We start from the raw sequence: 25,281 nt of genomic DNA, 5'->3' as shown, positions 1-25,281 counted from the left end.
AGCCCGATCTTCCATGCGATCTGGATCGAGACATGATGCGACGGAACGTGATGCTGACAGCTCTGAAGGCCGGTGCTGGCGCGGCGGTTCTGGTCACGGCGTTGACGGTGGTGTCTGGTTCCGCTGTCGCGCAATCCGGCGGCGGGCCGCTGAACTTTCTCGACGGCCTGTTCACGGGCACCCCGACCAAGGGCAACCCCGCCCCCAACCAGCCCCCCGCCGCCGGCGGGCCGCAGCCGTGGAGCGGCGAGGACGGCGCCTCCGGCCATCCGCTGATGACGGCGGCCGCAATCCGCGAAGCCGCCGGCAATTTCGACAATTGCGTCGCCGGCATGTGGCCAGATGCCGCACGGCGCAACATCACGCAGGACAATTTCCAGCGCTTCACCGCCGGCCTGTCGCCGGACCTGCGCATCATGGACCTGCTCGACGCGCAGCCCGAATTCACCAAGTCGATCTGGGACTATCTCGACATCCTGGTGAACGACAACCGGCTGGCGAAAGGCCGCGAGGTGCTGGCGACGTACAAGCCGCAGTTCGATGCGGCCGAGCGCGCCTATGGCGTCGACCGTTACATTATCGCTTCGATCTGGGGCATCGAGTCCAACTACTCGACCCAGATCGGCGACCGCAGCGTGCTTCAGTCGACCGCGACGCTCGCCTGCATCGGCCGCCGCCAGGCCTATTTCAAGGATGAGTTCCTCTCCGCCCTGGAGATCCTCAATCACGGTGATTTGCGCCCCGAGCAGTTGCGCGGCTCGTGGGCAGGCGCCTTCGGCCCGACCCAGTTCATGCCGACCGCGTTCAAGCGCTTCGCCGTCGATGCCGACGGCGATGGCCGCCGCGACGTCGTCGACAATCCGGCCGACCTGATCGCCTCGACCGCCAACAATCTGAAGAAGGACGGCTGGCAGAGCGGCCAGAGCTGGGGCTACGAGGTCGTGGTGCCCCAGGGCTTCAACTACATGCTCGCTGACCGCGCCAAGAGCATGAGCTTCGGCCAGTGGGAACAGCTCGGCCTGCGGCGAGCCAACGGTCAGCCGTTCCCGGCCAGCGCCGAAAAGGCCTATCTGCTGGCGCCGGCCGGCGCCCAGGGCCCCGGCTTCCTGATGCTGCAGAACTTCCGCGTCATCATGAAATACAACCCGGCGGAAGCCTATGCGCTGGCGATCGGCCACTTCGCCGACCGTCTGCGGGGCGGGCCACCGTTCGTTCAGGCCTGGCCGCGCGAGGAGCGGACGCTGTCGCGCGGCGAGCGGCTCGAGCTGCAGCAATTGCTCGCCGAGCGCGGATTTTACCGCGGAACGCCGGACGGCCAGTTCGGTGGCCAGACGCGCGAGGCGCTGCGGAACTTCCAGGCCTCGATCGGGGCGCCGGCGGACGGATTTGCCACCTCGGATGTGCTCGAACGGCTGCGGGTGCGCTGATTACAGCCCAATCTGCCCTGCCGGTAACCGTGTGGGGCGATTACCGATGCCATCAACACCATCCGGTGAATGCCCGTTTGCGGCCTGATTCGCGTCCTATTATATGGATCGTCACGATCTCGCCGCGCGACGGGTGCGCATGTCAAAGCTGAAGTCCATCCTCAAGCTGTTGAACGAGCCCGGCCCGCTGGTCGTGCTGGCGGTCGTCATCGCCATGCTCGTCGGCATCGCCGGCCCCGCCTCGGCCCAGTTCTTCAACTTCAACCCGTTCGCCTCGCCCCGCCCGGCGCCGCGCGGCGGTGGAGGTGGCGGAGGTTGGTTCGGCGGCGACTTCTTTACTCCGTTCCCGCAGCAACAGCCGAAGAGGGTGATCCAGGACTATTCCAAGGCGCCGCCGCCGGAGAAGCATGACGGCGCGCCGGACCGCTATGTGCTGGTGCTCGGCGACGCCATGGCCGACTGGCTCGCCTATGGCCTGGAAGAGGCCTATTCCGAGCAGCCCGACATGGGCGTGACCCGCAAGATCAGGACCACTTCGGGCCTCATCAAGTACCAGCCCAAGGGCGAGCCGGCCGACTGGGCCGCCGCCGCCAAGGGCATCCTGGCGACCGAGCGCGCCGACGCCATCGTCATCATGCTCGGCCTCAACGACCGCATCTCGCTGCGCGAGCCCGCGATGGAGAAGACCGAGAAGCCCGACGACAAGAAGGGCGACAAGGCCAAGAAGGATGCCAAGGCCAAGCCTGGTGAGACAAAGCCCGGTGAGGCCAAGCCGGATGGCAAGGCCGACACGGCGGCCAAGCCCGACGACAAGGCTGCCGATACCGATCTGCCGCAGGACGAGGCCGACAACGACACGCCTGCGGTCGCGGCACCGGAGAAGGCCGCCCGCTCGCCAGGCGGCCTCTATGAGTTCCGGGACGAGCGCTGGGTCGAGCTCTACACGAAGAAGATCGAGGAGATGATCGCGATCGCCAAGAGCAAGGGGGTGCCCGTACTCTGGGTCGGCCTGCCTGCGGTTCGCGGTCCCAAGGGCACGGCGGACACGCTGTTCCTCGACTCGCTGTATCGCGATGCGGCCGGCAAGGCCGGCATCACCTATGTCGACGTCTGGGACGGCTTTGTCGACGAGTCCGGCCGCTTCCTGCAGAAGGGGCCGGACTTCGAAGGCCAGATCCGGCAGCTGCGCTCCTATGACGGCGTGTATTTCACCAAGCCGGGCGCACGCAAGCTCGCCCACTATGCCGAGCGTGAGATCAACCGGCTGCTCGCGGCCCGTTCAGCGCCGCTCGAATTGCCGAACGAGCCGGCGACGCCGGACGCCAATGCCGTGCCCGGCCAGCCGGCGCCGCGGCCGGTCGCCGGCCCGATCCTGCCGCTGGTGGCGTCATCCGTCGGCACCGACCAGCTGCTGGGCGGCCCCGGCTCCCGACCCGCGGCGGTCGATGCGCTGGCGGCCCGGACCCTGGTCAAGGGCGAGGCGTTGAGCCCGCCCGCCGGCCGCGCCGACGATTTCGCCTGGCCCCGCCGCGAGGTTGGGCGCGAGCAGGCCAAGGAGCCGCCGAAGGAGTTCACCCGGCCCGAGGCGCCGATGGCCGCGACCTCGCCGGCGGAAGCAACTCCGGCCGCGCAGGGACCGGTGCCGCCGCAGCCGAGGCAGAAGCGGCTGACCACGCCGGCGGCGCCCGCTCAGCAGCCGCCAGCCCAAACGCAGCAGCCGAATCAGGGCGTCCGCGACTTCTTTGGCTTCGGCGCGCCTCAGCAGCAACAGCAGCCGGCGCGGCCGCCCGCCGCGCGCAATCCGAACGCGCCGCCGCGGCCGCCAGGATTGGTCGGCCGCTCGGCAGCAGCGCTGGAGACCCAGGGCCGCTGATCGTGACCGCATTTCGGCGCTGGGGGCGATCGACGCGGATCATTCCGGAACAAGATGACCATGACAAATCGGCCCGCATTCGAGAACGAATGCGGGCCGATTTTCATCTGATCGTCCGTCAGCGGGGCTGTTGCAGCCTCAGTAGCGCCAGCGCTGCGGCGGCTGCGGCCGGCTCGGCGAGCGCATCAGCATCGCCAGCAGGAAGCCGATGCCGCCGGCGACCAGGAGTGCACCCATCGGATTGTCGTGAACCCGCTTGGTCAGCGCCTGTGTGCCATCACGCAGCGTTTCGGAGCCGTTGCCGAACGTATCCTTGGCGAAATCCATTGCCGCATCGCCGGCCTCGCGCGCCGCGTCCTTGGCCTGGCCATACATGTTCTGAACGACGCCCGAAGCCTCGCGTGCACGGCCCGACGCCTGCGTGCTCTTGTCGCCCAACATCTCGCCGACGCCGCCTTCGATCTTGCCTGCGACATCCTTGGCCGTACCGGTCAGCCGATCCTGATCCATTGCCGCTCTCCTTCTCTGCATTGTGCGGGATTGCTGGCCTGCTAACCGGCCAGCACGGCGCAGGTTCCGGACCACTACAAAATCAGGCCGCCGTCGACGACGAGGGTCTGGCCGATGATGTAGGACGACAGCGGCGAGGCCAGGAACAGCGCGGCACCGGCCATGTCCTGCGGCGTGCCCAACCGCCGCAGCGGGATGCGCTGCAGCGCGCTCTCGAGACGCTTCGGATTGGCGGTCGTCACCTTGGTCATCTTGGTGTCGACGAGACCGGGCGCGATCCCGTTGACGCGGATGCCGTCCTCCGCCCACGCCTCCGCCAGGGTTCGCGTCAATCCCATCGCACCGGTCTTCGAGGCGTTGTAGGCCGGGTTGCCCATGGTGGAATGATAGGCCGCGGTCGACGAGACGATGATGAGCGCGCCCTTGGCATCGCGCAGCCGGCCGTGAAATTTCGTCGCACAGGCCATCAGGCTGATGAGGTTGACCTCGACCACCTTGCGGAAGCCGTCCATGGCGAACTCGCCGCGCCGGTAGAGCACCGCGCCTTGCGCCAGCACGAGCACGTCGAGACGATCGAGTTGCGGTGCGAAGCTCTCGATCGCGCCGGGATCGCTCACATCGAGCTGATGGTAGTTCAACCCCACGAGATCGGAGCCCTCGTCTGCGGCATAATCGGCAGCACTCGGCCGCGTGCCGCTGATATCGACGCGCGCGCCCTGCGCGCGAAACGCCTGCGCAATGCCGTTGCCGATGCCGCTCGAGCCGCCGATCACCAGCACCGAGCGTCCCGTGAAATCGAGCGCGTTCATCTCCCCACTCCTTCTATTGTTATTTGTCGGATGGTGTGGGGATCGGCGCAGGCCCTGTCAACGGCATCGCGGCTGTGGCGACACCGGCATCGGCGCCTTCGCATCAATGCTGCTGCGCAGCTACTTCATCGGTGTCAGCCGCAGCAGGCGGCCGGGCGAGTCGTCCTCGATCACCCAGACGGCGCCGTCCGGCGCCACGGCGACATCGCGGATGCGCTCGCCCATGTCCCAGCGCTCGGCCTCGTCAGGCTGACCATCGGGCCGGAAGGCGACGCGGACCAGCGCTTGAACCCGCAAGCCCCCGATCAGCGCCGATCCCTTCCATTGCGGAAACATCGGACCATCATAGAAGACCAGGCCGGCCGGCGCGATCACAGGATCCCAATAGAGCGGCGGCGACGTGAGGTCCGGCCGCGTCGCATGACGCGGGATCGGCGTGCCGTCGTAGTTGTCGCCGTTCGACACCAGTGGCCAGCCGTAGTTCTTGCCAGGCTCGATCAGGTTCAGTTCGTCGCCGCCACGCGGTCCCATCTCGTGCAGCCAGAGCCTGCCATCGGGCGCGAAGGCGAGCCCGTAGGGATTGCGGTGGCCGGTGGTCCATGTCTGCGCCGGCACGCCCTTGTCCTCGGCCATGGGATTGTCCGACGGCGTCGCGCCGTCGAGATTGAGCCTGAGCACCTTGCCGCGCGCCTGCCGCGGATCCTGGGCGCTGTTCGGCTGCATGCGGTCGCCGACGGTCAGGAACAGATGCGTTCCCGAGGGATCGAACGCGACGATGCCGCCGGGCTGCCCGCCGCCGCCGGCCGGCGTCTGGCGCCAGATCACAGTGGGGTCGGTCAGCGTGGCGTTGTCATTCGAAACCGACAACACGGCACGGGTCAGTACGAGCCGGCTGCCCTCGCCGCTCGGCTCGGTGTAGGTGAGATAGATCTGCGACGTCGTCGCGAAGCTCGGCGACACCGCAATGTCCAAGAGACCGTTCTGTCCGCGCGCAGCGACCGCGGGCACGTTGCCGATCTGGATCTTCTTCCCACCTTGCGTGACCAGAAAGATCCGGCCCGGCTTCTCCGTGACCAGCATCCGCCCATCGGGCAGGAAGGCGATGGCCCAGGGCGTATCGAACTCGGCAACGCTCCGCGCGTCGAACGGCCGCAACGCGCTGGCCCTGCGGCCGCCGGCATTGATGCCGTCGGCATGCGCTGCCGTGGTTGCGATCAGTCCCACCACCAACGCCAAGCGCATGAAGATCTTGGAGAGCGCCATGATCACTCCGGTTTGTTGATCCCTGTCGTAGGCAACGCAAATTCGGCCACGCCGGATGAGTGCCTACCGAATGCGTCCGATCAGTGTTAATCCCGACGGCGCGCACGCGATGCGCATTTTTCCGTGAGCCGCAAATATGCACCAGCACAGGCAACTCAGCCGCTCGGTCAAGGGATTGACCGTCCTGATCACCGGCGCGGCGTCGGGGATGGGGCGCGCGGCCGCGCGCGTGTTCGCCGATGAAGGCGCCAGCGTCGCAGTCACCGATATCGATGAGGACGGGGCCGGCGCCGTGGCGGCGGATATCCTGGCCTGCGGCGGAACAGCGCGTGCGTGGCGGCTCGACCTCGCCGACCGCGACGCCATCAGCGCCGTCGTCGGCGAGGCCGCGGAGCATTTCGGCGGGCTCGACATCCTCGTCAACAATGCCGGCATCTCGGTCCGTGTCGCGATCGACGACGAGGCTTACGACGAGGCCTGGGCGAGAGGGCTTGCGATCATGCTGACGGCGCAGCAGCGCGTCATCCGCGCCGCGCTTCCGCATCTGCGCCGCTCATCCAGCCCGCGCATCGTCAACATCGCCTCGACCGAGGCGCTCGGCGCAACGGCGCTGCACAGCGCCTATTCCGCGGCGAAAGCAGGCGTGACTGGATTGACGCGCTCGCTCGCCGTCGAGCTCGGCCGCGACGGCATCACCGTCAACTGCATCTGCCCGGGCCCGATCACGACCGCGATGACCGCGCGCATTCCAGACGAGCAGAAGGCGGTCTACGCGCGGCGCCGCACCGCGCTCGGTCGCTACGGCGATCCGGAGGAGGTCGCGCACATGACCTTGAGCCTGTGCCTGCCGGCCGCCTCGTTCCTCACCGGAGCGGTGATCCCGGTGGACGGCGGGCTGATGGCCCGCAACGCATGACGTCTGACGCGCCGGCATGACAGCCGTGCGGGCGGCGCTCCGTGCCTTGCGTTGACTTCGCGCATCGCCGGCGTAGCCTCTTGCTTCAGAAGAAGCGGACAGGAGGTCCGCCGTCATGAGGACGCGAGGAGGACACCATGGCGATCGCCATCCGGCAGCTGCATCCGCATTTCGTCGGCGAAGTGTCCGGTGTCGATCTGCGCAAGAGTCTCGCTCGGGACGAGGTCGCGCAGTTGCAGGCCGCGATCGATCACTACGCCGTTCTCGTATTTCACGATCAGGACGTCACCGACGAGCAGCAGCTCGCCTTCGCGCTCAGCTTCGGCGACCGCGAGCAGGCGCGCGGCGGCACCGTCACCAAGAAGGAGGATTACCGCCTCACCACCGGCCTCAACGACGTCTCCAATCTCGGCAAGGATGGCAAGCCGCTGCCATCAGACCATCGCACGCATCTGTTCAATCTCGGCAACTGCCTGTGGCACTCCGACAGCTCGTTCCGGCCGATCCCGGCGAAGTACTCGATCCTGTCGGCGCGAATCGTGAACCCGAAGGGCGGCAACACCGAATTCGCCGACATGCGCGCCGCCTATGACGCGCTCGACCAGGACACCAAGGACGAGATCGAGGATCTCGTCTGCGAACATTCGCTGATGTATTCGCGCGGCTCGCTCGGCTTCCTCGACTACACCGATGAGGAGAAGGAGATGTTCAAGCCGGTCAGGCAGCGGCTGGTCCGCACCCATCCGGCGCATGGCCGCAAGTCGCTGTATCTGTCGTCGCATGCCGGCGCCGTGCTCGGCATGAGCATGCCGGAAGGGCGGCTGCTGTTGCGCGACCTCACCGAGCATGCCACACAGCCCGAGTTCGTCTACGTCCACAAATGGACGCTGCACGATCTGATCATGTGGGACAACAGGCAGACCATGCACCGCGTGCGCCGCTACGATCAGTCGCAACCGCGCGACATGCGCCGCGCCACCGTGGCCGGCACCGAGCCGACGGTGGCGCAGCAGGCGGCGGAGTAGTTCTGACTTCAGCAGAGATGCGCGGCCTCATCCCTCTCCATGTCGTCATTGCGAGGAGCGAAGCGCAGAGGCAATCCAGACTGCATCCGCGGTGGACATTCTGGATTGCTTCGCTGCGCTCGCAATGACGACGGAGAGGCAGAGCGCCCCATTAAGCCTTCTCTGATCCCAGCGAGCGCGGGGGCTCCAACCGGACGATAAGGCCTATGCGTGCCCGGCGGCGTTGGACAGCATGCCCGGATCGATGCCGATCTTGCGCAGCGCGAGATCGTATTTGGCGTCGACATTGTCGCCGAAGATCAGCTCCGGATCGGCGTCGCAGTGCAGCCAGCCATTGTCCTGGATCTCTTCCTCCAGCTGGCCCGCGCGCCAGCCGGCATAGCCGAGGGCGAGGATGGCGTGCTTCGGACCGTCGCCCTTGGCGATCGCCTTGAGAATGTCGATCGTCGTCGTCAGGCAGACGCCGTCGTTGATCTTCAAGGTCGCGTTGGCGATGAAGTAGTCGCTCGAATGCAGCACGAAGCCGCGTCCGGTATCGACCGGGCCGCCGCTCAGCACCTTCATGGTCTCGGCGCTGTCGGGCAGGCTGATCTGATCGCTCTTCTCGATGATATTCAGTTGCATCAACAGCTGAGGGAAGTCGATGCTGCCCGCCGGCCGGTTCACCATGATACCCATGGCGCCCTCGGCCGAGTGCGCGCAGAGATAGATCACCGAGCGCTCGAAACGGGAATCGCCCATCACGGGCATGGCAACCAGCAGCTGGCCGTCGAGGTAACCACCGTGAGAGGTGTGATCCCCGATCCCTGTCACTTTGCGGCGAATGTCGCCCAGCCTTTTTGCCTCAGGATTCATCCGCAAGGACTCTCATGATCATTGATATCCTGATATTGGGATGCGCATCTGTCAATCAAGGTTCAGGTCCTCGCGAGGAAATCTGCTCACAAGCATTTCAATGGTTTGCGCCCGAACCGCACTCTAAAGACGTCTCATGTCCGCCTTGGTTCCTCACCACTCTGCCACACTGCTCGTCGCGACCGTCGTATCATCCTGCCTTGCGTTCGGTGCGCAGGCGCAGGATTCCTCGCCCTGGCAGCGCGACAGCCACTCCGCAGTGCGCCTGCTCGCGGGCTCGCGCAGCGGTCCGGTCATGCTGGGCGGCATCGCCCTTGCGCTGCAGCCGGGATGGAAGACCTATTGGCGAACGCCCGGCGATTCAGGCGTGCCGCCGCGGTTCGACTTTTCCAAGTCGGAGAACGTCGAAGCGGTGACGGTTCTGTGGCCCGCGCCGACAAAGTTCGACGACGGCGCCGGCGGACACTCGCTCGGCTATCATGATCAGGTCGTGCTGCCGCTGCGCATCGTCGCCAAGAACGCCGACAAGCCGATGACCCTGCGCGCCGACATCAGCTACGCGGTCTGCGAGAAGATCTGCATTCCCGTCGAAGCGAAGGCCGAGCTCGCCTTCACCAGCGTCGCCAGCACCGAGGATACGGCGCTCTCGGCGGCCCTCGACACTGTGCCGAAGCCGGCCACCGTCGGCGACGACAATCCCTTGACGATCCGCGACGTCAAGCGCGACGGCCAGAAGGACGTCATCATCGACGTGGCCGTCGCCGATCCGCGCAGTGTCCAGCTCTATGTCGAGGGGCCGACGCCGGACTGGGCGCTGCCGATCCCGACCGTGCGCGACAGCGGCATACCGGGCATCAAGCGCTTCGCCTTCGAGCTCGACGGCGTTCCGCCCGGCGTGAAGCCGGACGGCGCGGCCCTGAAATTCACGCTGGTCGGCCCCGACAGGGCCTACGAGTTCAACTTCAATCTGCCCTGACGGCGGCTGCGCCGGGCGAGCGACGCGGGGCCGGTCCAACTCAATCTTAACGTTGCGTTGATAAGGAAGCAGCATCGCCGCCATCCGCGCGGCCGTGGAGACGGACCCCGCCGTGGCCGTGATGGATGCCCGCAACGCCCCCGCATCGACCGGCCTCGCAGGCCGGCTGAAGGCGCGCTTGGCTGCGCTCGGCGGCAGCGGCGAGGCGTCGCTGACGCGCCGCCTGGCCGGCACCATCTTCCTGATCCGCGTGCTCAGCGCGGGCCTCGCCTATCTCAGCCAGATCCTGCTCGCGCGCTGGATGGGCGGCTCGGACTACGGCACCTACGTCTATGTCTGGACCTGGGTGCTGCTGCTCGGCAGCATGCTGGATGTCGGCATCGCCTCCTCGGCGCAGAAGATCATTCCGGACTACCGCACCGCGGGCCAGCAGGCGCTGCTGCGCGGCTTCCTCTCCGGCGGACGCTGGCTGACGCTGGCGACGTCCACTGCAGCGGCGCTGCTGCTTGCAGGCCTGATCGCGCTGCTGTCGCCTTGGATCGACGCCAGCGAGCGCGTGCCGCTCTATCTCGGCTGCCTGACCCTGCCCGCCTTCGTCGTTGCCAACACCCAGGACGGCATCGCCCGCTCGCACGACTGGATGACGCTCGGGCTGATGCCGCAATTCATCATCCGCCAGACGCTGATCATCGGCTTCACGGCGGGCGCCTTCGTGCTCGGCCTCGATCTCGGCGCCACCGCGGCGATGGCCGCGAGCGCGGCGGCAGTGTGGCTCGCGATGCTCGGCCAGATGCTGGTGCTGAACCATAGGCTCGGCCGCCACATCGAGCCGGGCCCCAGACAATATGATCTCCGCGGCTGGCTCGCGATCTCGCTGCCGATCCTCTTGGTCGAGAGCTTCTACCTGCTGCTGTCCTACACCGACGTGCTGGTGCTGCAGCAATTCCGCTCCTCGGAGGAGGTCGGGATCTATTTCGCCGTGGTGAAGACGCTCGCGCTGGTGTCGTTCATCCACTACGCGATGTCGGCGACGACGGCGCATCGCTTCGCCGAGTACCACGCGCTCGGCGACAAAGCGCGGCTGTCGGCCTATGTCGCGCATGCGATCAAGTGGACATTCTGGCCGTCGCTCGCGGCGACCTTGGTGCTGCTCGCGCTCGGCAAGCCGCTGCTGTTTCTGTTCGGCGCGCAGTTCACCGCCGGCTACGACATCATGTTCATCGCCGCGATCGGCCTCGTCGTGCGGTCGGCGATCGGTCCGGTGGAGCGACTGTTGAACATGCTGGGCCAGCAGCGCGCCTGCGCCATGGCCTATGCGGCGGCCTTCGTCATGAACCTCGTGCTCTGCATCCTGCTGGTTCCGCAGTTCGGCGGCTACGGCGCCGCGGCCGCGACCTCGCTGTCGCTGGCCTTCGAGACCGTGCTGCTGTTCCGCATCGTCAAGCAGCGGCTCGGGCTGCACGTCCTCGCCTTCGGCAAGGCATCTTGAGGGAACCATGTTGACGCATCTGTTGCGTCATCTTGGCCTCGCCTTGTCGGAACTGCGAGCGCAATGCCGCCCCACCTCGTCCCGCGCGGCGATCACGCAAGTGTTGGGTGCAACGCCTTGATATTGGCGCGATCCTCCGGGCAGGTGACTTGATCGCGCGCTGGGGGAGAATGAGATGTCGAGACTGGGGGTCGCACTCTCGCTGGCCGGAACCCTGATGCTGGCCGGCTGCATGGAAGCGACGCTGTCGCCATCGACCGATGCGGCGTTGACGCCGCGCGACCGCCAGTTGCTTGCGCACGCCCCCTATGCCGAGGCGCAGATTCCGCAACAGTTCCAGCGCCACATCGTCGAATACACCCGGCAGGAACAGCCGGGCACGATCGTCGTCGATACCGACGCGCGGTTCCTGTACTACGTGCTGCCCGACCGCAAGGCGGTCCGCTACGGCGTCGCCGTCGGCGAGGAGGCGATGGCCTTCTCCGGCGTCGCCACGGTCGGCAAGCTCGCCGAATGGCCGGACTGGGTTCCGACCGCCGACATCCAGGCGCGCCTCGGGCCGTATCCGAAGCGCGTCGCCGGCGGCCCGGCCAATCCGCTCGGCGCCCGCGCGATCTATCTCTACGAGGGCAACAAGGACACCCTGTACCGCATCCACGGCACCAACCAGCCCGAATATATCGGCCAGGCGATCTCGTCCGGCTGCATCCGCATGACCAACACCGACGTCGCCGACCTCTACAATCACGTCCAACTCGGATCGACCGTGGTCGTGCTGCCGCCGGGACAGAGCGTCGCGTCCACCACCGCGAGCGTGTTCGCGCGCCGCAGCTGATATCGCGACGTTCTGCGACGCGCGCGCGGGTTACGGCGCGGGGTCGACGCTCAGGTACTCCGGAGGCACGTGGTCGGTCAGCCAGACGCCGTTGTCCGCAACGAAGAACTTCAAGCGATCCCGATGCATCGCTGCGGCATCGACGCGCAGCACGATGGGCTCGCCGTGCCGGCGCCCGACATTGACGGCCGTCGCCTCATCCAAAGACAGATGCACCTGCTGGCGTGACTGCGGCCTCAAGCCTTCTGCCATGATCGCTTCGACGAAGCGCGTCGCCGTTCCGTGATACAGCACGGCGGGCGGCTCGCGCGGGGTCAAGCCAAGCTCCACCGCCACCGAATGTCCCTGCGCCGCCCGAATGCGCTGCCCGTCCTGCGAGACCGTGAAGCGCTTCTTGTCGCTGGTCGCAACCACCTGCTCCAGATCGGCCCGGCTGAGGACGGTCCCCGCCGCCGCCGCGCGCGCGATCAGATCATCGATGATCGCCCAGCCCTGCGCATCCAGCACCAAGCCGATTGCATCTGGCTGGTGGCGCAGCACGAGACTGAGGAACTTGCTCAAGCGGACCGGATCGAAGGCCATCGTCTGCATCCTAGCCGTAGCGCAGCTTCAGGCCGAGGATCGCGGCCACCAAGCCCAGCGTGATCGCGTTGGCGACGACCAGCGGCAGGTCGCTGATCAGCGCGCCGTAGAGCAGCCACATCGAGTTGCCGGTGGTCTGCAGCACGAACATGCCCATCGAGATGTCATGGGTCGAGCGCGACCGCCAGGCCTTGATGACCTGGGGCAGGAACGAGCTCGTGGTGCAGATGGCGGCGCCGAGGCCGATGATCGTGGTCAGCAAGGTCAGGGGTCCGTGCGCTGGTCGTGGAAACGCACGCTTGTAGAATGGACCGCGCCGAAGCGAAACCCGCCTCGGCGCGAAACTGGTGCCTCGTTCAGCGCTCTCTGCGATCGTTACGCCGCAGTCCAACCGCCGTCGATCGAGAGGTTGGTGCCGGTGATCTGCGCCGCATCGTCGCCGCACAGGAACAGCGCCAGCGCCGCGACCTGCTCGGAGGTCACGAACTCCTTGGTCGGCTGCGCCGCCAGCAGCACATCGTTGATGACCTGCTCCTTGGTGAGGTTGCGCGCCTTCATGGTGTCCGGAATCTGCTTCTCCACCAGCGGCGTCCAGACATAGCCCGGCGAGATGCAGTTGCAGGTGATCTTGAAGGTCGCGAGCTCGAGCGCCACGGTCTTGGTGAGGCCGGCGATGCCGTGCTTGGCCGAGACATAGGCCGACTTGAACGGAGATGCGACCAGCGAGTGTGCCGAGGCGGTGTTGATGATGCGGCCCCAGCCGCGCTTCTTCATGCCGGGCACCGCGGCACGGATGCCGTAGAACGCGGACGACAGATTGATCGCGATGATCTGCTCCCACTTCTCCGGCGGAAAGTCCTCGACCGGCGAGACGAACTGGATGCCGGCATTGTTGACGAGGATGTCGACCGAGCCGAACGTGGTCTCACCGAGCGCGATCATGCCGGCGATCTCGGCCGGCTTGCTCATGTCGGCCGGCGAGTGCACGGCCTTGACCTTGTAGTCGCTCTCGATCGCCGCGCGCTCCTTCTCGATGTCGGCGGGGGCGCCGAAGCCGTTGAGGACGATGTTGGCGCCGGCCGACGCGAAGGCGCGGGCATAAGCGAGCCCGATGCCGCTGGTGGAGCCGGTCACGACCGCGGTCTTGCCCTTGAGGTTCGTCGTCATTGCTTCACTCCTTCTTGGCGGCAGCGAGACTGCCGTCCTGCGTGAGATCGTAGGTGACCATGGTCTCGCCGGACTGCGGCCGCTCCAGCCAGTCCTTATGATGCATCGACTGGTGGACGTCGCGAACGCCCGCCTCCCAATGCTCGACCATCGCAACATGGGAGAAGTCGTAGTCCTTCGACGAGCTCTCGTAGCTCTTGCTGCGGTAGATCAGGTGCACCACCGTGACGGTGTTCTCCTGTGCTGCCTTGCACAGGATCTCGAGCGACGGATCGTTGCGCAGCTCGTCCGGCAGCCTGGCATAGAGCTCGCGCAGCGCTTTGCGCGTGTTGTGGATCATGCGGTTCTTGTCGGTGTTCATTCGCGTCCGGCTGGAATAGCGGATGTCCTTCTCGCGCTCGGCAGCCTCCAGCAGCGTCCTCGGCAGATCGCCGCGTGCAGAGAACAGATCGACCTGGAAGATCAGGAGATCACGATCGGTCTCGGTGTCGAGAACGTAGTCCAGCGGCGTATTGGAGGCGATGCCGCCGTCCCAATAATGCTCGCCGTCGATCTCGACCGGCGGGAAGCCCGGCGGCAGCGCGCCAGACGCCATGATGTGCTCGGGTCCGATCCGCTTGCCCTGCTTCTTGAGTTCGACATTGTCGAAATAGGTGAAATTGCCGGTGGTGACGCCGACGGCGCCGACGGAGAGGCGTGTCTTCAGATTGTTGATGCGGTCGAAATCGACCAGCCGCTCCAGGGTCCGCTTGAGCGGCGCGGTGTCGTAATAGCTGACCGATTGCGGCGTGCCGGACGGCCACAGCGGCGCCGGCGGAAAGCGCGGCGTGAAGAAGCCGGGCACGCCGAACGCTGCGATCAGCCCGGCGCTGACCTCATTGAAGGCCGAGCGGTGATGATCGCCATTGAGCAGCGGCTTCCACGGCACCGGCGACGACACCATCTCCCAGAATTCCTTGAGACGGCCGATGCGCTTGTCCCGGTCGTTGCCGGCGATGATCGCGGCGTTGATGGCGCCGATCGAGATACCGGCGACCCATTCCGGCTCGAAATCGAAATGACACAGCGCCTGATAGGCGCCGGCCTGATAGGAGCCGAGCGCGCCGCCGCCCTGCAGGACGAGGACACGTTGCGATTCGCTGGGGGTTGCAGGCAGCGGGGGAAATGGATGTTGCGTCATTACTGCGGTCATTAGCAAAGCAAGGCGCCAACGTGGCGTCACTTCGCGGTGACGTCAATCCGCCCCAAGGGCTACGTCGGCCCTGACTCGCGCGAGCGCCGCGCGCGCGGCCTGCGCAGGGCGGCGGCAGCCCTGCCTGTCAGGAGGGCTTCTTGCCGTCCGGCGCGGCTAGGATCATGGTCCAGAACACTTTGTACTTGGTATTCGGAGCATAGCTCGCTGCGATGCCTATTTTTGTGACACCATTCTTCAGCATGTTGGCGCGATGCGGCGGCGAGTCGCGCCAGCCGGAAAACGCTTCCGCCAGCGTGTGATAGCCGGCCGACACGTTCTCGACCGCGACGACAGCGTCATAGCCGGCACCGGTCAGGCGCTTCGCCAGCGGGGCGCGCACGTCATGATCCAGCTTGTTCTTGTCGGCCATGGCCTGCGACTGCGATTCCGCGAGCCGCATCAGCTCGGGATCGACCTCGACCATGCCGAGCCCGTTGTTCTGGCGGTATTGCGAGATCATCGTCGCGGCAGCGACAGCATCGAGCTTCGCGCCCGCGACCGCCATGTCGGCATACATGGTCGGCGCCTGCACCACCGGCGTCTCAGCCGCGCAGCCGGCGAGCAGGAATGCAACGGAGAGAGCGAGTGCCAGATGCTTCAATGAACCAGTCCCTATGCCGACGAGAGAGGCGGGTTGTTGCACATCAACCGTGGCTGAAAGGTGAATCGGAGGTAAGTTCCACCGCGACAATTGCGGCCATTCCTGCCGGCAACGGTTCGTCAACCATAACGTCCACGCGGTCAAGCGCTGTGGGGCGCGGACCCTCCGAGTGATCAAGCCAAGGACGGCGCCACAACTTTAGTGTCGCACCGGGACCCAGACGCCGCGGCGGTCGTGGCGAGACGCGATGCCGGTCGAGCGGGCTCAACAACGGACGTCACGGCGTATGGGTCCCGGATCGGCCGCCGCCAACGCTACGCGCTGTCGGGCTTGTCCGGGACGACACTGGTTTTTTTTGGTTGAGGTCTACGGCTCAGAGCTGCAAGTGCTCGGAGCTCGCGGCATATATCGCCGGATCGAGCTGGCCGCGGCCCACGCGGCCACGCGCCCTCACCCCGCAAAGATCCGATAATGCCGCGGCTTCAGTCCGACCCGCTCGCCGATCCTGAGCTCGCGGTCACGCGGGGCGTCGATCTCGATCGTCGCGACGCCCTCCGCCAGCGCGATTTCGGCGCGCTGCACCGGGCCGAAGCTGCGGACATGAGTGATGTCGCCGTCCAGCGTTCCGCTGCCGGCCGGACCGATCACCATGTCATGGCGGCGCACGAACAAGGTGGAGGCCCCGGCCGCCGCGCCCTCGGCCGCGAGATCGAGCGGGCGTCCCTTGAGATGCACCGCGCCGCCGGTGATCTCGACCGGCAGCATGATCGACTCGCCGATGAAGCCGTGGACAAACGCCGTCGCCGGCGCGTCGTAGACGTCGCTCGGCGAGCCGACCTGCTCGATCCGGCCCTTGTCCATCACCACCACGCGATGCGCGACCTCGAGCGCCTCCTCCTGGTCGTGGGTGACGAAGATCGAGGTGACGTTGATGGAGTGATGCAAGGTGCGCAGCCATTGCCGCAGCTCCTTGCGCACCTTGGCGTCGAGCGCGCCGAACGGCTCGTCGAGCAAGAGGATGCGCGGCTCGATGGCGAGCGCACGCGCCAGCGCGATGCGCTGGCGCTGGCCGCCGGAGAGCTGGCTCGGATAGCGATCGGCGAGCCAGTCGAGCTGGACGAGATCCAGCAGCTCCTTCACGCGCGCGCGGATCTCCGCCTCGCTCTTGCGGACGCGGCGCGGCTGCACGCGCAGGCCGAAGGCGACGTTCTCGAACACGTTCATGTGCCGGAACAGCGCGTAGTGCTGAAACACGAAGCCGACATGGCGCTCGCGCGCGCCGCGATCGAGCGCGCTCTCGCCGTCGAACAGGATCTCGCCGGCATCAGGCCAATCCAGCCCGGCGATGATCCGCAGCAAGGTCGTTTTTCCCGACCCGGACGGGCCCAGCAGCGCCAGCAATTCGCCGTCGGCGACCTTGAGATCGACGCCGTCGAGCGCCTTGAACGTGCCGAATGTCTTGACGACACCCCTGACTTCAATGGTCATGCTGACCTCCCTCATCGAGTTGCCGTTCGAGGACGGTTTTGACGACCAGCGTGATCAGCGCGAGCATCGCCAGCAGCGAGGCGATCGCGAACGAGGCGACCATCTGGTATTCGTTGTAGAGGATCTCGACCAGCAGTGGCATCGTATTGGTCTCGCCGCGGATATGGCCGGACACCACCGAGACGGCGCCGAACTCGCCCATCGCGCGCGCGTTGCAGAGCAGCACGCCATACAGCACGCCCCATTTGATGTTCGGCAAGGTGACGCGGAAGAACGTCTGCAGGCCGGACGCGCCGAGCGAAATCGCCGCCTCCTCCTCTTGCGTGCCCTGCTCCTGCATCAGCGGGATCAGCGCGCGCGCAACGAACGGGAAGGTCACGAACACGGTGGCCAGCGCGATGCCGGGAAAGGCGAACAGGATCTGCAGGCCATGGCTCTGCATCCACGGACCGAAGAACCCCTGCGCGCCGAACAGCAGCACGAACACGAGGCCCGATATCACCGGGCTCACCGAGAACGGCAGATCGATCAGGGTGATCAGGAACGTCTTGCCCGGAAAGTCAAACTTGGCGATCGACCAGGCGGCGCACAGGCCGAACACGAGATTGGTGCCGACCGAGACCAGCGCCACCAGCAGCGTCAGGCGGATTGCGTCCCACGCCTCGGCGTCGGCAAGCGCGATAAAATAGGCAGCGATGCCCTTGCCGAACGCTTCCACGAACACGACGATCAGCGGCAGCACCACGAACACCGACAGGAACGCCAATGCCAGCGTCGTGATGACGATGCGGACCAGGCGCGGCTCGGTGCGCGGATCGGGGCGGCCGGCCTGCGCCAGGCGCGGGCTGGTCGCGGACGATGCCACGGACGGCGCCTGCAGGGTCATCTCCACGCTCATGTCGGGTCCTAGTTCAAGGGCGCCCGGCTCTGCGCCCAGCGCTGCAACCGGTTCACGGCAAAGATGATCAGGAACGCCACGACGAGCATGACCACCGCGATCGCGGTGGCATCGGCGTAGCGGAATTCGGACAGCCGGATCACGATCAGCAGCGGCGCGATCTCGGAGACGTTCGGCAGATTGCCGGCAATGAAGATCACCGATCCGTACTCGCCGACCGCGCGTGCAAAGGCGAGTGCGAAGCCTGTGAGCAGCGCCGGCGTCAGGCTCGGCAGGATCACGCGGGTCACGATCTGCCAGCGCCCGGCGCCGAGGCTCGCCGCCGCCTCCTCGATCTCCGGATCGAGATCGATCAGCACCGGCTGCACCGTGCGGACGACGAAGGGGATGCCGATGAAGATCATCGCGACGAAGATGCCGAGCGGCGTGAACGCCACCTTGATCCCCATCGCGGCGAGCGGCGCGCCGAGCCAGCCCTTCTGGGTGAACAGCGCAGTCAGTGCCACGCCGGCCACTGCCGTCGGCAGCGCGAACGGAACGTCGACGATCGCGTCGAACAGTCGGCGCCCCGGAAAGCGGTAGCGCACCAGCGCCCACACGACGATGGTGCCCATCACGAGATTCACGCAGGCTGCGGCGAAGGCGAGGCCGAACGAGATCTTGAGTGCGCTCAACGTGCGCCGGCTGGTGACGATGTCCCAGAACTGGTCGAGGCTGAGATCGGTCGAGCGGACGAACAGCCCCGCAAGCGGAATCAGGACGATCAGAGACAGCCAGGTCAGCGTCAGTCCCATGGTGAGACCAAAGCCCGGCAAGGTGCTGCGACGTGGTGCAAGTACGTTCAAAAAAAGGCCTGGTCCGTTGATGATCGGTGTCGATGGGCTTGAATCGATTGTGGTGTCCGCCCGCCGCCCCCAGCCTCGTCTCGGCAAATCGAGACCGGGGACAGCGTCTCATGCGCAATGTCGCAGATCGCCGCAACGCCAGCTTGTTGCCTTACTGTCTCGAAGCCGTATCAGACCGGCTGCCACCAACTCGTTCCTTCCGATTCGATCAATTCTTGTAGATTTGATCGAAGATACCGCCTTCCGCAAAATGCTCCTTCTGGGCCTTGGTCCAGCCGCCGAACACCTCGTCGATGGTGAACAGCTCGACCTTGGCGAAGGCCGCCTCGTACTTCTTGGCGACCTCGGGATCCCGCGGACGGTAGGAGTTGCGTGCGGCAATTTCCTGACCTTCCTTTGTATACCAGTATTTCAGGTAGGATTCAGCCACACTCCGCGTGCCCTTCCTATCGGCCACCGAATCGACCACCGCAACTGGTGGTTCGGCCAGGATCGACAGCTGCGGGGCGACGATCTCGAACTTGTCCTTGCCAAACTCGCGCAGCGCCAGATAGGCCTCGTTCTCCCAGGCGAGCAGGACGTCGCCGACACCGCGCTCCACGAAGGTCACGGTGGCGCCGCGGGCGCCGGTGTCGAGCACAGGGACGTGCTGGTAGAGGTCGCCGACGAACTGCTTGGCCTTGTCGACCGAGCCGAACTTCTTCAGCGCATAGCCCCAGGCGGCGAGATAGTTCCAGCGCGCGCCGCCGGACGTCTTCGGATTGGGCGTGATCACCTCGACGCCCTTCTTGAGCAGATCGTCCCAATCCTTGATGCCCTTGGGATTGCCCTTCCGGACCAGGAAGACAATGGTCGACGTATAGGGCGAGGCATTCTGCGGCAGCCGCTTCTGCCACTCCTTGTCGAGCAGACCCTTGCCCGCGATCGCGTCGATGTCATAGGCGAGCGCCAGCGTCACGACATCGGCCTGCAGGCCGTCGATCACGCTGCGGGCCTGCGCACCGGAGCCGCCATGGGACTGCTTGACCTCGACGCTCTTGCCGGTCTCCTTCTGGTAGGCGGCTGAAAACGCCTTGTTGAACTCGACATAGAGTTCGCGGGTCGGGTCGTAGGACACGTTGAGCAGGTTTACGTCGGCAGCAACGGCCGACCCCGCCCATGCCAGGCCCGCGACAACAGCCAGAACACGCCGCATCATCCAAGCTCTCCATTCCCTTGACCAAAGCCCGCAATGCTGCAGGCGCGCACTGCAGATCGCCGGATGTGCGGTTCAGAGTCAACGAAACCGGATTCTCTTGTTTCCGGCCGGACATGGGCATTGTGCTACGAAGCGGGGCGCAATGGGATGGCTGTTCTTCGCCGCGACACATTGTCGTCGTGAGGGCGCGAAGCACAGCGAATGGGCGTGATCCAACTCGCATGACACCCGATCGCGCTTGACTTTGTTCATCGCTTGTTCTCACCACGGAATGCACCCCCTGAGTGGGAGCGTGTGGCGGTGTTGAAGACGCACGGCTGGAGTGCCGTCGGCGGAGGTGGTCCGGGCCTCATCCTTCGAGACACCCGCCTCGGGGCGGGCTCCTCAGGATGAGGGGTGGAAGCAGTCCGCGAGGCCAAGGACGTCGTTCGATATCCGCGCTGTCCTTCTCCACGAACACGATGTTCATGGCCGCATGCAGCCTACACCGACGACGTCGCCACCGTGTGGATGCCGCACTCCGTCTTGCCGCGGCCGCGCCATCGCCCGGCACGGTCGTCCTCGCCGGAGTCCGAACGGCTGGTGCAGGGCATGCAGCCGATCGAGCGGAAGCCGGAGGCGACCAGCGGATGCTGCGGCAGGTTGGCCGAGCGGTAGATTTCGGCGATGTCCTCTCGCGTCACGTTCGCAAACGGATTGAACTTCACGCGCGCGCCGTCCTGCTCGACGACCGGGATGGCCGCACGTAGTCCGCCCTGGAAACGCTTGCGGCCATTGATCCAGGCTGCGAACGGCGCCAGCGCGCGTGCCAGCGGCTCGACTTTGCGGATGCGGCAGCAGGCGTCGGGATCGGAGAACCACAACTCGTTGTCGGCATCCTCGCGCGCCAGCGCCGCGGCGTCGGGCTTGATCGAGCGCACGTCCCGCAGGCCGAGCACGTCGATGAGCTGGTCGCGATAGGCCAGCGTCTCCGCGAACATGTGCCCGGTGTCGAGGAAGATCACCGGGATCGCCGGATCAACGTCGGCCGTTACCTTCAGCAGCGCCGCCGACTCCGTTCCAAACGACGACACCACCGCCAGCCGCTCGCGACCGATCGCCTCGAGAGCAGCGGCAATGACCTCATGTGGTGCGGCCGTGCGCAGCGTGGCGTCGAGCGCCGCGACCGGGATCTCCGCAACCGAAGGCGATGCAGCCAGCGTGCTCACAGCCCGGCACTCTCCGAATGGCGCAGTTGCAGGCGCTGATGCAGCGCCGAGATACGGCCGTCGCCGGTCGGCTGGTAGAACACCGAATAGCGTTTCACGGTCTCGGTGAAGGCCTCGGCATCCGCCTGCTTCTTGACCTCGAAGGCATCGAAGCCGGCGCGCAGCATGAACACGAACTGGTCGCGCAGCACCTGCCCCGTCGCGCGCAGTTCGCCGCGATAGCCATAGCGCTCGCGCAGCAGGCGCGCCTGGGTGTAGGCGCGACCGTCGCGGAAGCTCGGAAACACCAGCGCGATCAGCGCGAGCCGATCGAGATAGGGCACGAGATCGTCGACGTCGCGATTGTTCGGCCAGATCACGCCGAGCTTGCCGCCGCTGCGGCTGACCAGCGCGTCCGGGCCGGCGAGAAAGCGCGTCTCCGAGACGAGGATCGCGCCCTGCGCCGGCAGCTCGGCATCGTCGGTGAGGCGGACGAACGCGTCCGCGATGATGTGTCCGCCCTTAACGAGTGGCATAAACCCGCTCCCTGAATGGTTCGACCCCGAGCCGCTTCACCGTATCGACGAACAGCTCCTCAGGGCTCGCGCGCAGCGCAAGATAAGCCTCGACGATGTCCTCGACGACGTCGGCGACCTCGGCATAGGGCACCGCGGGTCCGATCAGGGTGCCGAGCACGGCGCCCTCATCGGCGCGGCCGCCGATGGTGATCTGATAGAATTCCTCGTTGTTCTTCTCGACGCCGAGGATGCCGATGTGGCCGACATGGTGATGGCCGCAGGCATTGATGCAGCCGGAGATGTTGATGTGCAGCCGGCCGATCAAATTCGCCGTGTCGTGATTGGCGAAGCGGCGCGTGATCTCCTGCGCGATCGGGATCGAGCGCGCGTTCGCCAGCGAGCAGTAGTCGAGCCCCGGGCAGGCGATGATGTCGGAAACGAGATTGACGTTGGGGATGGCGAGGCCGATCGCCTCGAGCGCCTTCCACACCGCCGGCAGATCGCGCTTGCGCACGTGCGGCAACGCAAGGTTCTGCTCATGACCGACGCGGATCTCGCTGGACGAATATTTGTCGGCGATCTCGGCAAGCGCATCCATCTGGTCGGCGGTCGCATCGCCCGGCGGCTTGCCGACCGGCTTCAGCGACACGACCACGATCGCATAGCCCTGCGCCTTGTGCGGGAAGACCGCGTTCTTGCGCCAGGCCTCGAACTTCTGATCGTGCGCGGCCTGCTTCAGCTCCTCCGGCATGTGCGGCAGAGTCTCGTAGGCCGGATAGAAAAAGCGCGAGCGGATATCCTCGATGATCCCCTGATCGAGCTTGAGCACGCCGTCGCGGATCTGCTGCCACTCCTCCTCGACCTCGGACGCGAACTTCTCGATGCCGAGCTCGTGCACCAGGATCTTGATGCGCGCCTTGTAGATGTTGTCGCGGCGGCCGTACTGGTTGTAGACGCGCAGGATGGCCTCGACATAGCTGAGGATGTCGTGGCCATGGACGAACGACTTGATGGTCTTGGCGATGAACGGCGAGCGGCCGAGACCGCCGCCGACCAGCACCTCGAAGCCGGTCTCGCCCTGCGCGTTCTTGAGCAGACGCAGGCCGATGTCGTGGATCTTGATCGCAGCGCGGTCATGCTCGGACGCCGTGATCGCGATCTTGAACTTGCGCGGCAGGAACGAGAATTCCGGATGCAGGGTCGTGAACTGGCGCAAGAGCTCGGCCCAGATGCGCGGATCCTCGATCTCGCCCGGCGCCACGCCGGCCCACTGGTCGGAGGTGACGTTGCGCATGTTGTTGCCGGAGGTCTGCATCGACTGGATGCCCACTTCCGCAAGGTCGGCCATCGCGTCGGGCAGCTCGGCGAGCTTGATCCAGTTGAACTGGATGTTCTGCCGCGTCGTGAAGTGGCCGTAGCCGCGGTCATAGCGGCGCGCGACATGGGCCAGCCGGCGCAACTGGTTCGACGACAGCGTGCCGTAGGGAATGGCGATGCGGTACATGTAGGCGTGGAGCTGCAGATAGACGCCGTTCTGCAGCCGCAGCATCTTGAACTCGTCTTCGGAGAGCTCGCCCGACAGGCGCCGCTTCACCTGGTCGCGGAATTCGGCGACGCGCTCGTTGACCAGGGTCCGATCGATTTCGTCATAAGCGTACATGAGAGAGCCTTCAGGCTTGAGCCGGGAGCGCGATGGTGGCGCCCGTCAGCCGGATGTGTTCGCGCATATTGCCGGGCTTGACCGCACCGTCGGTGCCAACCTCGACCGGCGCGATATAGGGACCGATCGCGCCGAGATCGTCGGCCACCGCCTCCGACAACAGCGTACGTGCCTCGTCGGCGGTGCGCACGATCGCAGCATCGCTCAGCTCATCCGACCAGCTCTTGGTGCCGGTGCGGTAGATCACCGCGCCGTCCCAGGTCCGGTTCGCGGTGATGATCGAGGGACCGGTGATCTTGATCTTCTGTTGCAGCGGAGAGGTCATTCAGACGGGTTCCAGGAGTTTTGCGATCACGCCACTGAGGTTCTGCTGACGCCACGGCGCCGAATGCGCCACGACATCACCGATGATGAGAATGGCCGGACCGCCATCGATCTTGGCCACGAGGTCAGGCAGTTGATCCAAGGTGCCGACCACGGCCTGCGCGTCGGGGCGCGTGACCTTGGCGAACACACCGACCGGCGTCTGCGGCGAGCGGCCGGCGGCGAGGAGCCCGGTGCGCACGGCAGGCGCGGCCGTCATGCCCATGTAGACCACGACCGTCATCTTGATGTCCGTCAGCGCCGACCAGTCCACCGCCTCGGCATCGCGCTCCTTGTGCGCGGTGAGGAAGGTGATGCGCAGCGCCTTGCTGCGGAAGGTCAGCGGCACCTCGAACTGCGCGGCGGCACCGAGGCCGGCGGTGATGCCGGGCACGATCGTGTAGGACACGCCGGCGTTGCGCAGCGCGTCGACCTCCTCGCCGCCGCGGCCGAACACGTAGGCATCGCCACCCTTGAGACGCACCGCGCGCTTGCCGTCGCGCGCCGCCTCGATCAGCAGCCTGTTGACGGCATCCTGGCCGATGCCGGGCTTGCCGACGCGGCGGCCGACCGGCACGCGCGAAGCGTCGCGGCGAATGCGGTCGAGAATCTCGGGCGTGACCAGCTCGTCATAGAACACGACGTCGGCATCCTGCAGCGCGCGCAGCGCCTTGATCGTCAGCAGGTCCGGATCACCGGGGCCCGCACCGACCAGGGTCACATGGCCTTCGCTGCGGCCCGCATGATCCGCGCCCGCGAACGCGGTCGGATCGGCGATGCCATGCAGCGCCGCCGCGGCCTCGTGCTTGCGCCCCGCCAGCACCAGCGCGCCGATCGGGCCGTCGACGATGCGCTCCCAGAAGCGGCGGCGCAGCGGCATCTCGGTGATCAGCGGATTGATGGTCCTGCGGAAGTCGCCGATGAAGCTCGCGAGCTCGCCGATCCGCGCCGGCAGCAGCGCCTCGATGCGCTCGCGCACGCGGCGTGCCACCACGGGCGAGGAGCCGCCGGTGCCGATCGCCACCACGACGTCGCCGCGATCGACGATCGCCGGAAAGATGAAGCTGGAATGCGCGAGATCGTCCATCACGTTGACGGGCAGACCAACGCTGCGTGCCCGCGCCGACATCGCAACGCCGATGTCGCCGGCGCCCGCGCACAGCACGGCGATGACGCCAGTGAGATCGGCGCTCAGCGGGTCGCCTTCGGCGCGCTCGATCTGGCCGTGCTCATCGCGCAGACCCGCGAGATCGAAGTCGCCGTCGGTGGCGAACCAGCGGATGCGCGCGCCCGCGGACAGCAACACGCGAAGCTTGGCGCGCACGAGCTCGCCCGCGCCAATCAGCAGCACGGGGCCGGTCTTCAGATCGAGAAACACCGGCAGATATTGCATCGCGCTCTTCGGTTTCGACTCTTCGGGGTTGACTGGAATTATTTTCTATATAAGTGTCACGCCGCACACGTAAAGAGAAAATTATTCCTTGGCTTCGCCATAGAATTTTCTCCCAAGCAGGCGATGGCTGATAGCATGCACATTCTTACCAACGACGTTTCCAGAGATC

25 protein-coding genes are annotated in these 25,281 nt (G+C 66.1%); 7 read left to right on the top strand and 18 right to left on the bottom strand.

Annotation, left to right across the window (positions count from 1 at the left end):
- Nucleotides 1–32: 32 nt before the first annotated feature.
- Nucleotides 33–1,427, top strand: a complete 1,395-nt coding sequence (locus tag QX135_RS28565; RefSeq protein ID WP_316234404.1) for a lytic murein transglycosylase — start codon at nucleotides 33–35, stop codon at nucleotides 1,425–1,427.
- Between the two features lie 139 nt (nucleotides 1,428–1,566).
- Nucleotides 1,567–3,300 (top strand): DUF459 domain-containing protein, encoded by a 1,734-nt coding sequence (locus QX135_RS28560; protein ID WP_316234403.1) that lies wholly within the window; start codon nucleotides 1,567–1,569, stop codon nucleotides 3,298–3,300.
- Nucleotides 3,301–3,438: 138 nt separating this feature from the next.
- Here the strand turns inward: QX135_RS28560 and QX135_RS28555 are convergent, their stop codons facing one another.
- The 3 genes from QX135_RS28555 to QX135_RS28545 form a co-directional block, all read right to left on the bottom strand.
- Entirely contained in the window at nucleotides 3,439–3,810 is a 372-nt protein-coding gene (locus QX135_RS28555) for a CsbD family protein (RefSeq protein ID WP_316234402.1), read from the bottom strand.
- Nucleotides 3,811–3,884: 74 nt separating this feature from the next.
- The gene (locus QX135_RS28550) at nucleotides 3,885–4,619 is read right to left on the bottom strand and encodes an SDR family oxidoreductase (protein ID WP_315734491.1); all 735 of its coding nucleotides are present in this window, start codon (nucleotides 4,617–4,619) and stop codon (nucleotides 3,885–3,887) included.
- Nucleotides 4,620–4,739: 120 nt separating this feature from the next.
- Nucleotides 4,740–5,882: a PQQ-dependent sugar dehydrogenase gene (locus QX135_RS28545; RefSeq protein ID WP_316234401.1), complete on the bottom strand. Its 1,143-nt coding sequence runs from the start codon at nucleotides 5,880–5,882 to the stop codon at nucleotides 4,740–4,742.
- A gap of 136 nt (nucleotides 5,883–6,018) precedes the next feature.
- Between QX135_RS28545 and QX135_RS28540 the strand changes: the two genes are divergently transcribed.
- Entirely contained in the window at nucleotides 6,019–6,798 is a 780-nt protein-coding gene (locus QX135_RS28540; RefSeq protein ID WP_316234400.1) for an SDR family NAD(P)-dependent oxidoreductase, read from the top strand.
- Nucleotides 6,799–6,935: 137 nt separating this feature from the next.
- Complete coding sequence (locus QX135_RS28535) at nucleotides 6,936–7,823, top strand: TauD/TfdA family dioxygenase (protein ID WP_315797043.1); 888 nt, start codon at nucleotides 6,936–6,938, stop codon at nucleotides 7,821–7,823.
- 204 nt (nucleotides 7,824–8,027) lie between these two features.
- Here QX135_RS28535 and QX135_RS28530 read toward each other — a convergent pair whose 3' ends face one another.
- The gene (locus tag QX135_RS28530) at nucleotides 8,028–8,678 is read right to left on the bottom strand and encodes a YqgE/AlgH family protein (protein ID WP_315713870.1); all 651 of its coding nucleotides are present in this window, start codon (nucleotides 8,676–8,678) and stop codon (nucleotides 8,028–8,030) included.
- A gap of 136 nt (nucleotides 8,679–8,814) precedes the next feature.
- Here QX135_RS28530 and QX135_RS28525 point away from each other — a divergent pair, with 136 nt between their 5' ends.
- From QX135_RS28525 to QX135_RS28515, 3 genes are all read left to right on the top strand, one after another.
- A complete protein-coding gene (locus QX135_RS28525) occupies nucleotides 8,815–9,654 on the top strand; it encodes a protein-disulfide reductase DsbD domain-containing protein (RefSeq protein WP_316234399.1) in 840 nt (279 codons plus the stop codon).
- A 112-nt stretch (nucleotides 9,655–9,766) separates the two neighbouring features.
- Nucleotides 9,767–11,143, top strand: a complete 1,377-nt coding sequence (locus tag QX135_RS28520) for a lipopolysaccharide biosynthesis protein (RefSeq protein WP_316181602.1) — start codon at nucleotides 9,767–9,769, stop codon at nucleotides 11,141–11,143.
- A 175-nt stretch (nucleotides 11,144–11,318) separates the two neighbouring features.
- Nucleotides 11,319–11,978 carry a L,D-transpeptidase gene (locus QX135_RS28515; protein ID WP_315734502.1) on the top strand — a complete coding sequence of 220 codons (660 nt, stop codon included), beginning with the start codon at nucleotides 11,319–11,321 and terminating at the stop codon, nucleotides 11,976–11,978.
- A 30-nt stretch (nucleotides 11,979–12,008) separates the two neighbouring features.
- Here QX135_RS28515 and QX135_RS28510 read toward each other — a convergent pair whose 3' ends face one another.
- From QX135_RS28510 to cysG, 14 genes are all read right to left on the bottom strand, one after another.
- Entirely contained in the window at nucleotides 12,009–12,560 is a 552-nt protein-coding gene (locus QX135_RS28510) for an RNA 2'-phosphotransferase (RefSeq protein WP_315772582.1), read from the bottom strand.
- 10 nt (nucleotides 12,561–12,570) lie between these two features.
- Nucleotides 12,571–12,822, bottom strand: coding sequence for a SemiSWEET transporter (locus QX135_RS28505; RefSeq protein WP_315713865.1), 252 nt, complete (start codon nucleotides 12,820–12,822; stop codon nucleotides 12,571–12,573).
- A 113-nt stretch (nucleotides 12,823–12,935) separates the two neighbouring features.
- Nucleotides 12,936–13,727: a 3-hydroxybutyrate dehydrogenase gene (locus tag QX135_RS28500; RefSeq protein WP_315772584.1), complete on the bottom strand. Its 792-nt coding sequence runs from the start codon at nucleotides 13,725–13,727 to the stop codon at nucleotides 12,936–12,938.
- A 4-nt stretch (nucleotides 13,728–13,731) separates the two neighbouring features.
- Complete coding sequence (locus QX135_RS28495; RefSeq protein ID WP_316181605.1) at nucleotides 13,732–14,907, bottom strand: patatin-like phospholipase family protein; 1,176 nt, start codon at nucleotides 14,905–14,907, stop codon at nucleotides 13,732–13,734.
- 139 nt (nucleotides 14,908–15,046) lie between these two features.
- Nucleotides 15,047–15,562 carry a CAP domain-containing protein gene (locus QX135_RS28490; RefSeq protein ID WP_315734510.1) on the bottom strand — a complete coding sequence of 172 codons (516 nt, stop codon included), beginning with the start codon at nucleotides 15,560–15,562 and terminating at the stop codon, nucleotides 15,047–15,049.
- Nucleotides 15,563–16,012: 450 nt separating this feature from the next.
- Nucleotides 16,013–17,050 carry a sulfate ABC transporter ATP-binding protein gene (locus QX135_RS28485; RefSeq protein ID WP_315734512.1) on the bottom strand — a complete coding sequence of 346 codons (1,038 nt, stop codon included), beginning with the start codon at nucleotides 17,048–17,050 and terminating at the stop codon, nucleotides 16,013–16,015.
- Nucleotides 17,040–17,948 carry a sulfate ABC transporter permease subunit CysW gene (gene cysW / locus QX135_RS28480; RefSeq protein WP_315772589.1) on the bottom strand — a complete coding sequence of 303 codons (909 nt, stop codon included), beginning with the start codon at nucleotides 17,946–17,948 and terminating at the stop codon, nucleotides 17,040–17,042. The genes QX135_RS28485 and cysW overlap by 11 nt, the downstream gene beginning before the upstream one ends.
- An 8-nt stretch (nucleotides 17,949–17,956) precedes the next feature.
- Nucleotides 17,957–18,793 carry a sulfate ABC transporter permease subunit CysT gene (gene cysT, locus QX135_RS28475; protein WP_315734516.1) on the bottom strand — a complete coding sequence of 279 codons (837 nt, stop codon included), beginning with the start codon at nucleotides 18,791–18,793 and terminating at the stop codon, nucleotides 17,957–17,959.
- A 208-nt stretch (nucleotides 18,794–19,001) separates the two neighbouring features.
- Nucleotides 19,002–19,991 carry a sulfate ABC transporter substrate-binding protein gene (locus QX135_RS28470; protein WP_315734518.1) on the bottom strand — a complete coding sequence of 330 codons (990 nt, stop codon included), beginning with the start codon at nucleotides 19,989–19,991 and terminating at the stop codon, nucleotides 19,002–19,004.
- Nucleotides 19,992–20,473: 482 nt separating this feature from the next.
- A complete protein-coding gene (locus QX135_RS28465; RefSeq protein ID WP_316181608.1) occupies nucleotides 20,474–21,199 on the bottom strand; it encodes a phosphoadenylyl-sulfate reductase in 726 nt (241 codons plus the stop codon).
- A complete protein-coding gene (locus QX135_RS28460; RefSeq protein WP_315753367.1) occupies nucleotides 21,196–21,714 on the bottom strand; it encodes a DUF934 domain-containing protein in 519 nt (172 codons plus the stop codon). The genes QX135_RS28465 and QX135_RS28460 overlap by 4 nt, the downstream gene beginning before the upstream one ends.
- Nucleotides 21,701–23,356: a nitrite/sulfite reductase gene (locus tag QX135_RS28455; RefSeq protein WP_316181610.1), complete on the bottom strand. Its 1,656-nt coding sequence runs from the start codon at nucleotides 23,354–23,356 to the stop codon at nucleotides 21,701–21,703. The genes QX135_RS28460 and QX135_RS28455 overlap by 14 nt, the downstream gene beginning before the upstream one ends.
- A 10-nt stretch (nucleotides 23,357–23,366) precedes the next feature.
- Nucleotides 23,367–23,681, bottom strand: a complete 315-nt coding sequence (locus QX135_RS28450; protein WP_315734528.1) for a DUF2849 domain-containing protein — start codon at nucleotides 23,679–23,681, stop codon at nucleotides 23,367–23,369.
- The gene (cysG, locus tag QX135_RS28445) at nucleotides 23,682–25,112 is read right to left on the bottom strand and encodes a siroheme synthase CysG (RefSeq protein WP_315797049.1); all 1,431 of its coding nucleotides are present in this window, start codon (nucleotides 25,110–25,112) and stop codon (nucleotides 23,682–23,684) included.
- Between the last annotated feature and the right edge of the window lie 169 nt (nucleotides 25,113–25,281).

The organism is Bradyrhizobium sp. SZCCHNR1098 (genome assembly GCF_032489375.1).
In the GTDB taxonomy this organism is placed as follows: Bacteria; Pseudomonadota; Alphaproteobacteria; order Rhizobiales; family Xanthobacteraceae; genus Bradyrhizobium.
Note: the sequence above shows the minus strand (reverse complement) of the source record. Positions and strands in the feature narration are given on the sequence as shown.

Coding starts and splice junctions, on each gene's coding strand:
- QX135_RS28495 (WP_316181605.1), bottom strand. CDS start 14,907: ATGACGCAACATCCATTTCCCCCGCTGCCTGCAACCCCCAGCGAATCG.
- QX135_RS28540 (WP_316234400.1), top strand. CDS start 6,019: ATGCACCAGCACAGGCAACTCAGCCGCTCGGTCAAGGGATTGACCGTC.
- QX135_RS28450 (WP_315734528.1), bottom strand. CDS start 23,681: ATGACCTCTCCGCTGCAACAGAAGATCAAGATCACCGGTCCCTCGATC.
- QX135_RS28470 (WP_315734518.1), bottom strand. CDS start 19,991: ATGATGCGGCGTGTTCTGGCTGTTGTCGCGGGCCTGGCATGGGCGGGG.
- QX135_RS28535 (WP_315797043.1), top strand. CDS start 6,936: ATGGCGATCGCCATCCGGCAGCTGCATCCGCATTTCGTCGGCGAAGTG.
- QX135_RS28555 (WP_316234402.1), bottom strand. CDS start 3,810: ATGGATCAGGATCGGCTGACCGGTACGGCCAAGGATGTCGCAGGCAAG.
- QX135_RS28565 (WP_316234404.1), top strand. CDS start 33: ATGATGCGACGGAACGTGATGCTGACAGCTCTGAAGGCCGGTGCTGGC.
- QX135_RS28510 (WP_315772582.1), bottom strand. CDS start 12,560: ATGGCCTTCGATCCGGTCCGCTTGAGCAAGTTCCTCAGTCTCGTGCTG.
- QX135_RS28550 (WP_315734491.1), bottom strand. CDS start 4,619: ATGAACGCGCTCGATTTCACGGGACGCTCGGTGCTGGTGATCGGCGGC.
- cysW (WP_315772589.1), bottom strand. CDS start 17,948: ATGAGCGTGGAGATGACCCTGCAGGCGCCGTCCGTGGCATCGTCCGCG.
- cysG (WP_315797049.1), bottom strand. CDS start 25,112: ATGCAATATCTGCCGGTGTTTCTCGATCTGAAGACCGGCCCCGTGCTG.
- QX135_RS28500 (WP_315772584.1), bottom strand. CDS start 13,727: ATGACGACGAACCTCAAGGGCAAGACCGCGGTCGTGACCGGCTCCACC.
- QX135_RS28545 (WP_316234401.1), bottom strand. CDS start 5,882: ATGGCGCTCTCCAAGATCTTCATGCGCTTGGCGTTGGTGGTGGGACTG.
- QX135_RS28455 (WP_316181610.1), bottom strand. CDS start 23,356: ATGTACGCTTATGACGAAATCGATCGGACCCTGGTCAACGAGCGCGTC.
- QX135_RS28560 (WP_316234403.1), top strand. CDS start 1,567: ATGTCAAAGCTGAAGTCCATCCTCAAGCTGTTGAACGAGCCCGGCCCG.
- QX135_RS28530 (WP_315713870.1), bottom strand. CDS start 8,678: ATGAATCCTGAGGCAAAAAGGCTGGGCGACATTCGCCGCAAAGTGACA.
- QX135_RS28460 (WP_315753367.1), bottom strand. CDS start 21,714: ATGCCACTCGTTAAGGGCGGACACATCATCGCGGACGCGTTCGTCCGC.
- QX135_RS28525 (WP_316234399.1), top strand. CDS start 8,815: ATGTCCGCCTTGGTTCCTCACCACTCTGCCACACTGCTCGTCGCGACC.
- QX135_RS28515 (WP_315734502.1), top strand. CDS start 11,319: ATGTCGAGACTGGGGGTCGCACTCTCGCTGGCCGGAACCCTGATGCTG.
- QX135_RS28485 (WP_315734512.1), bottom strand. CDS start 17,050: ATGACCATTGAAGTCAGGGGTGTCGTCAAGACATTCGGCACGTTCAAG.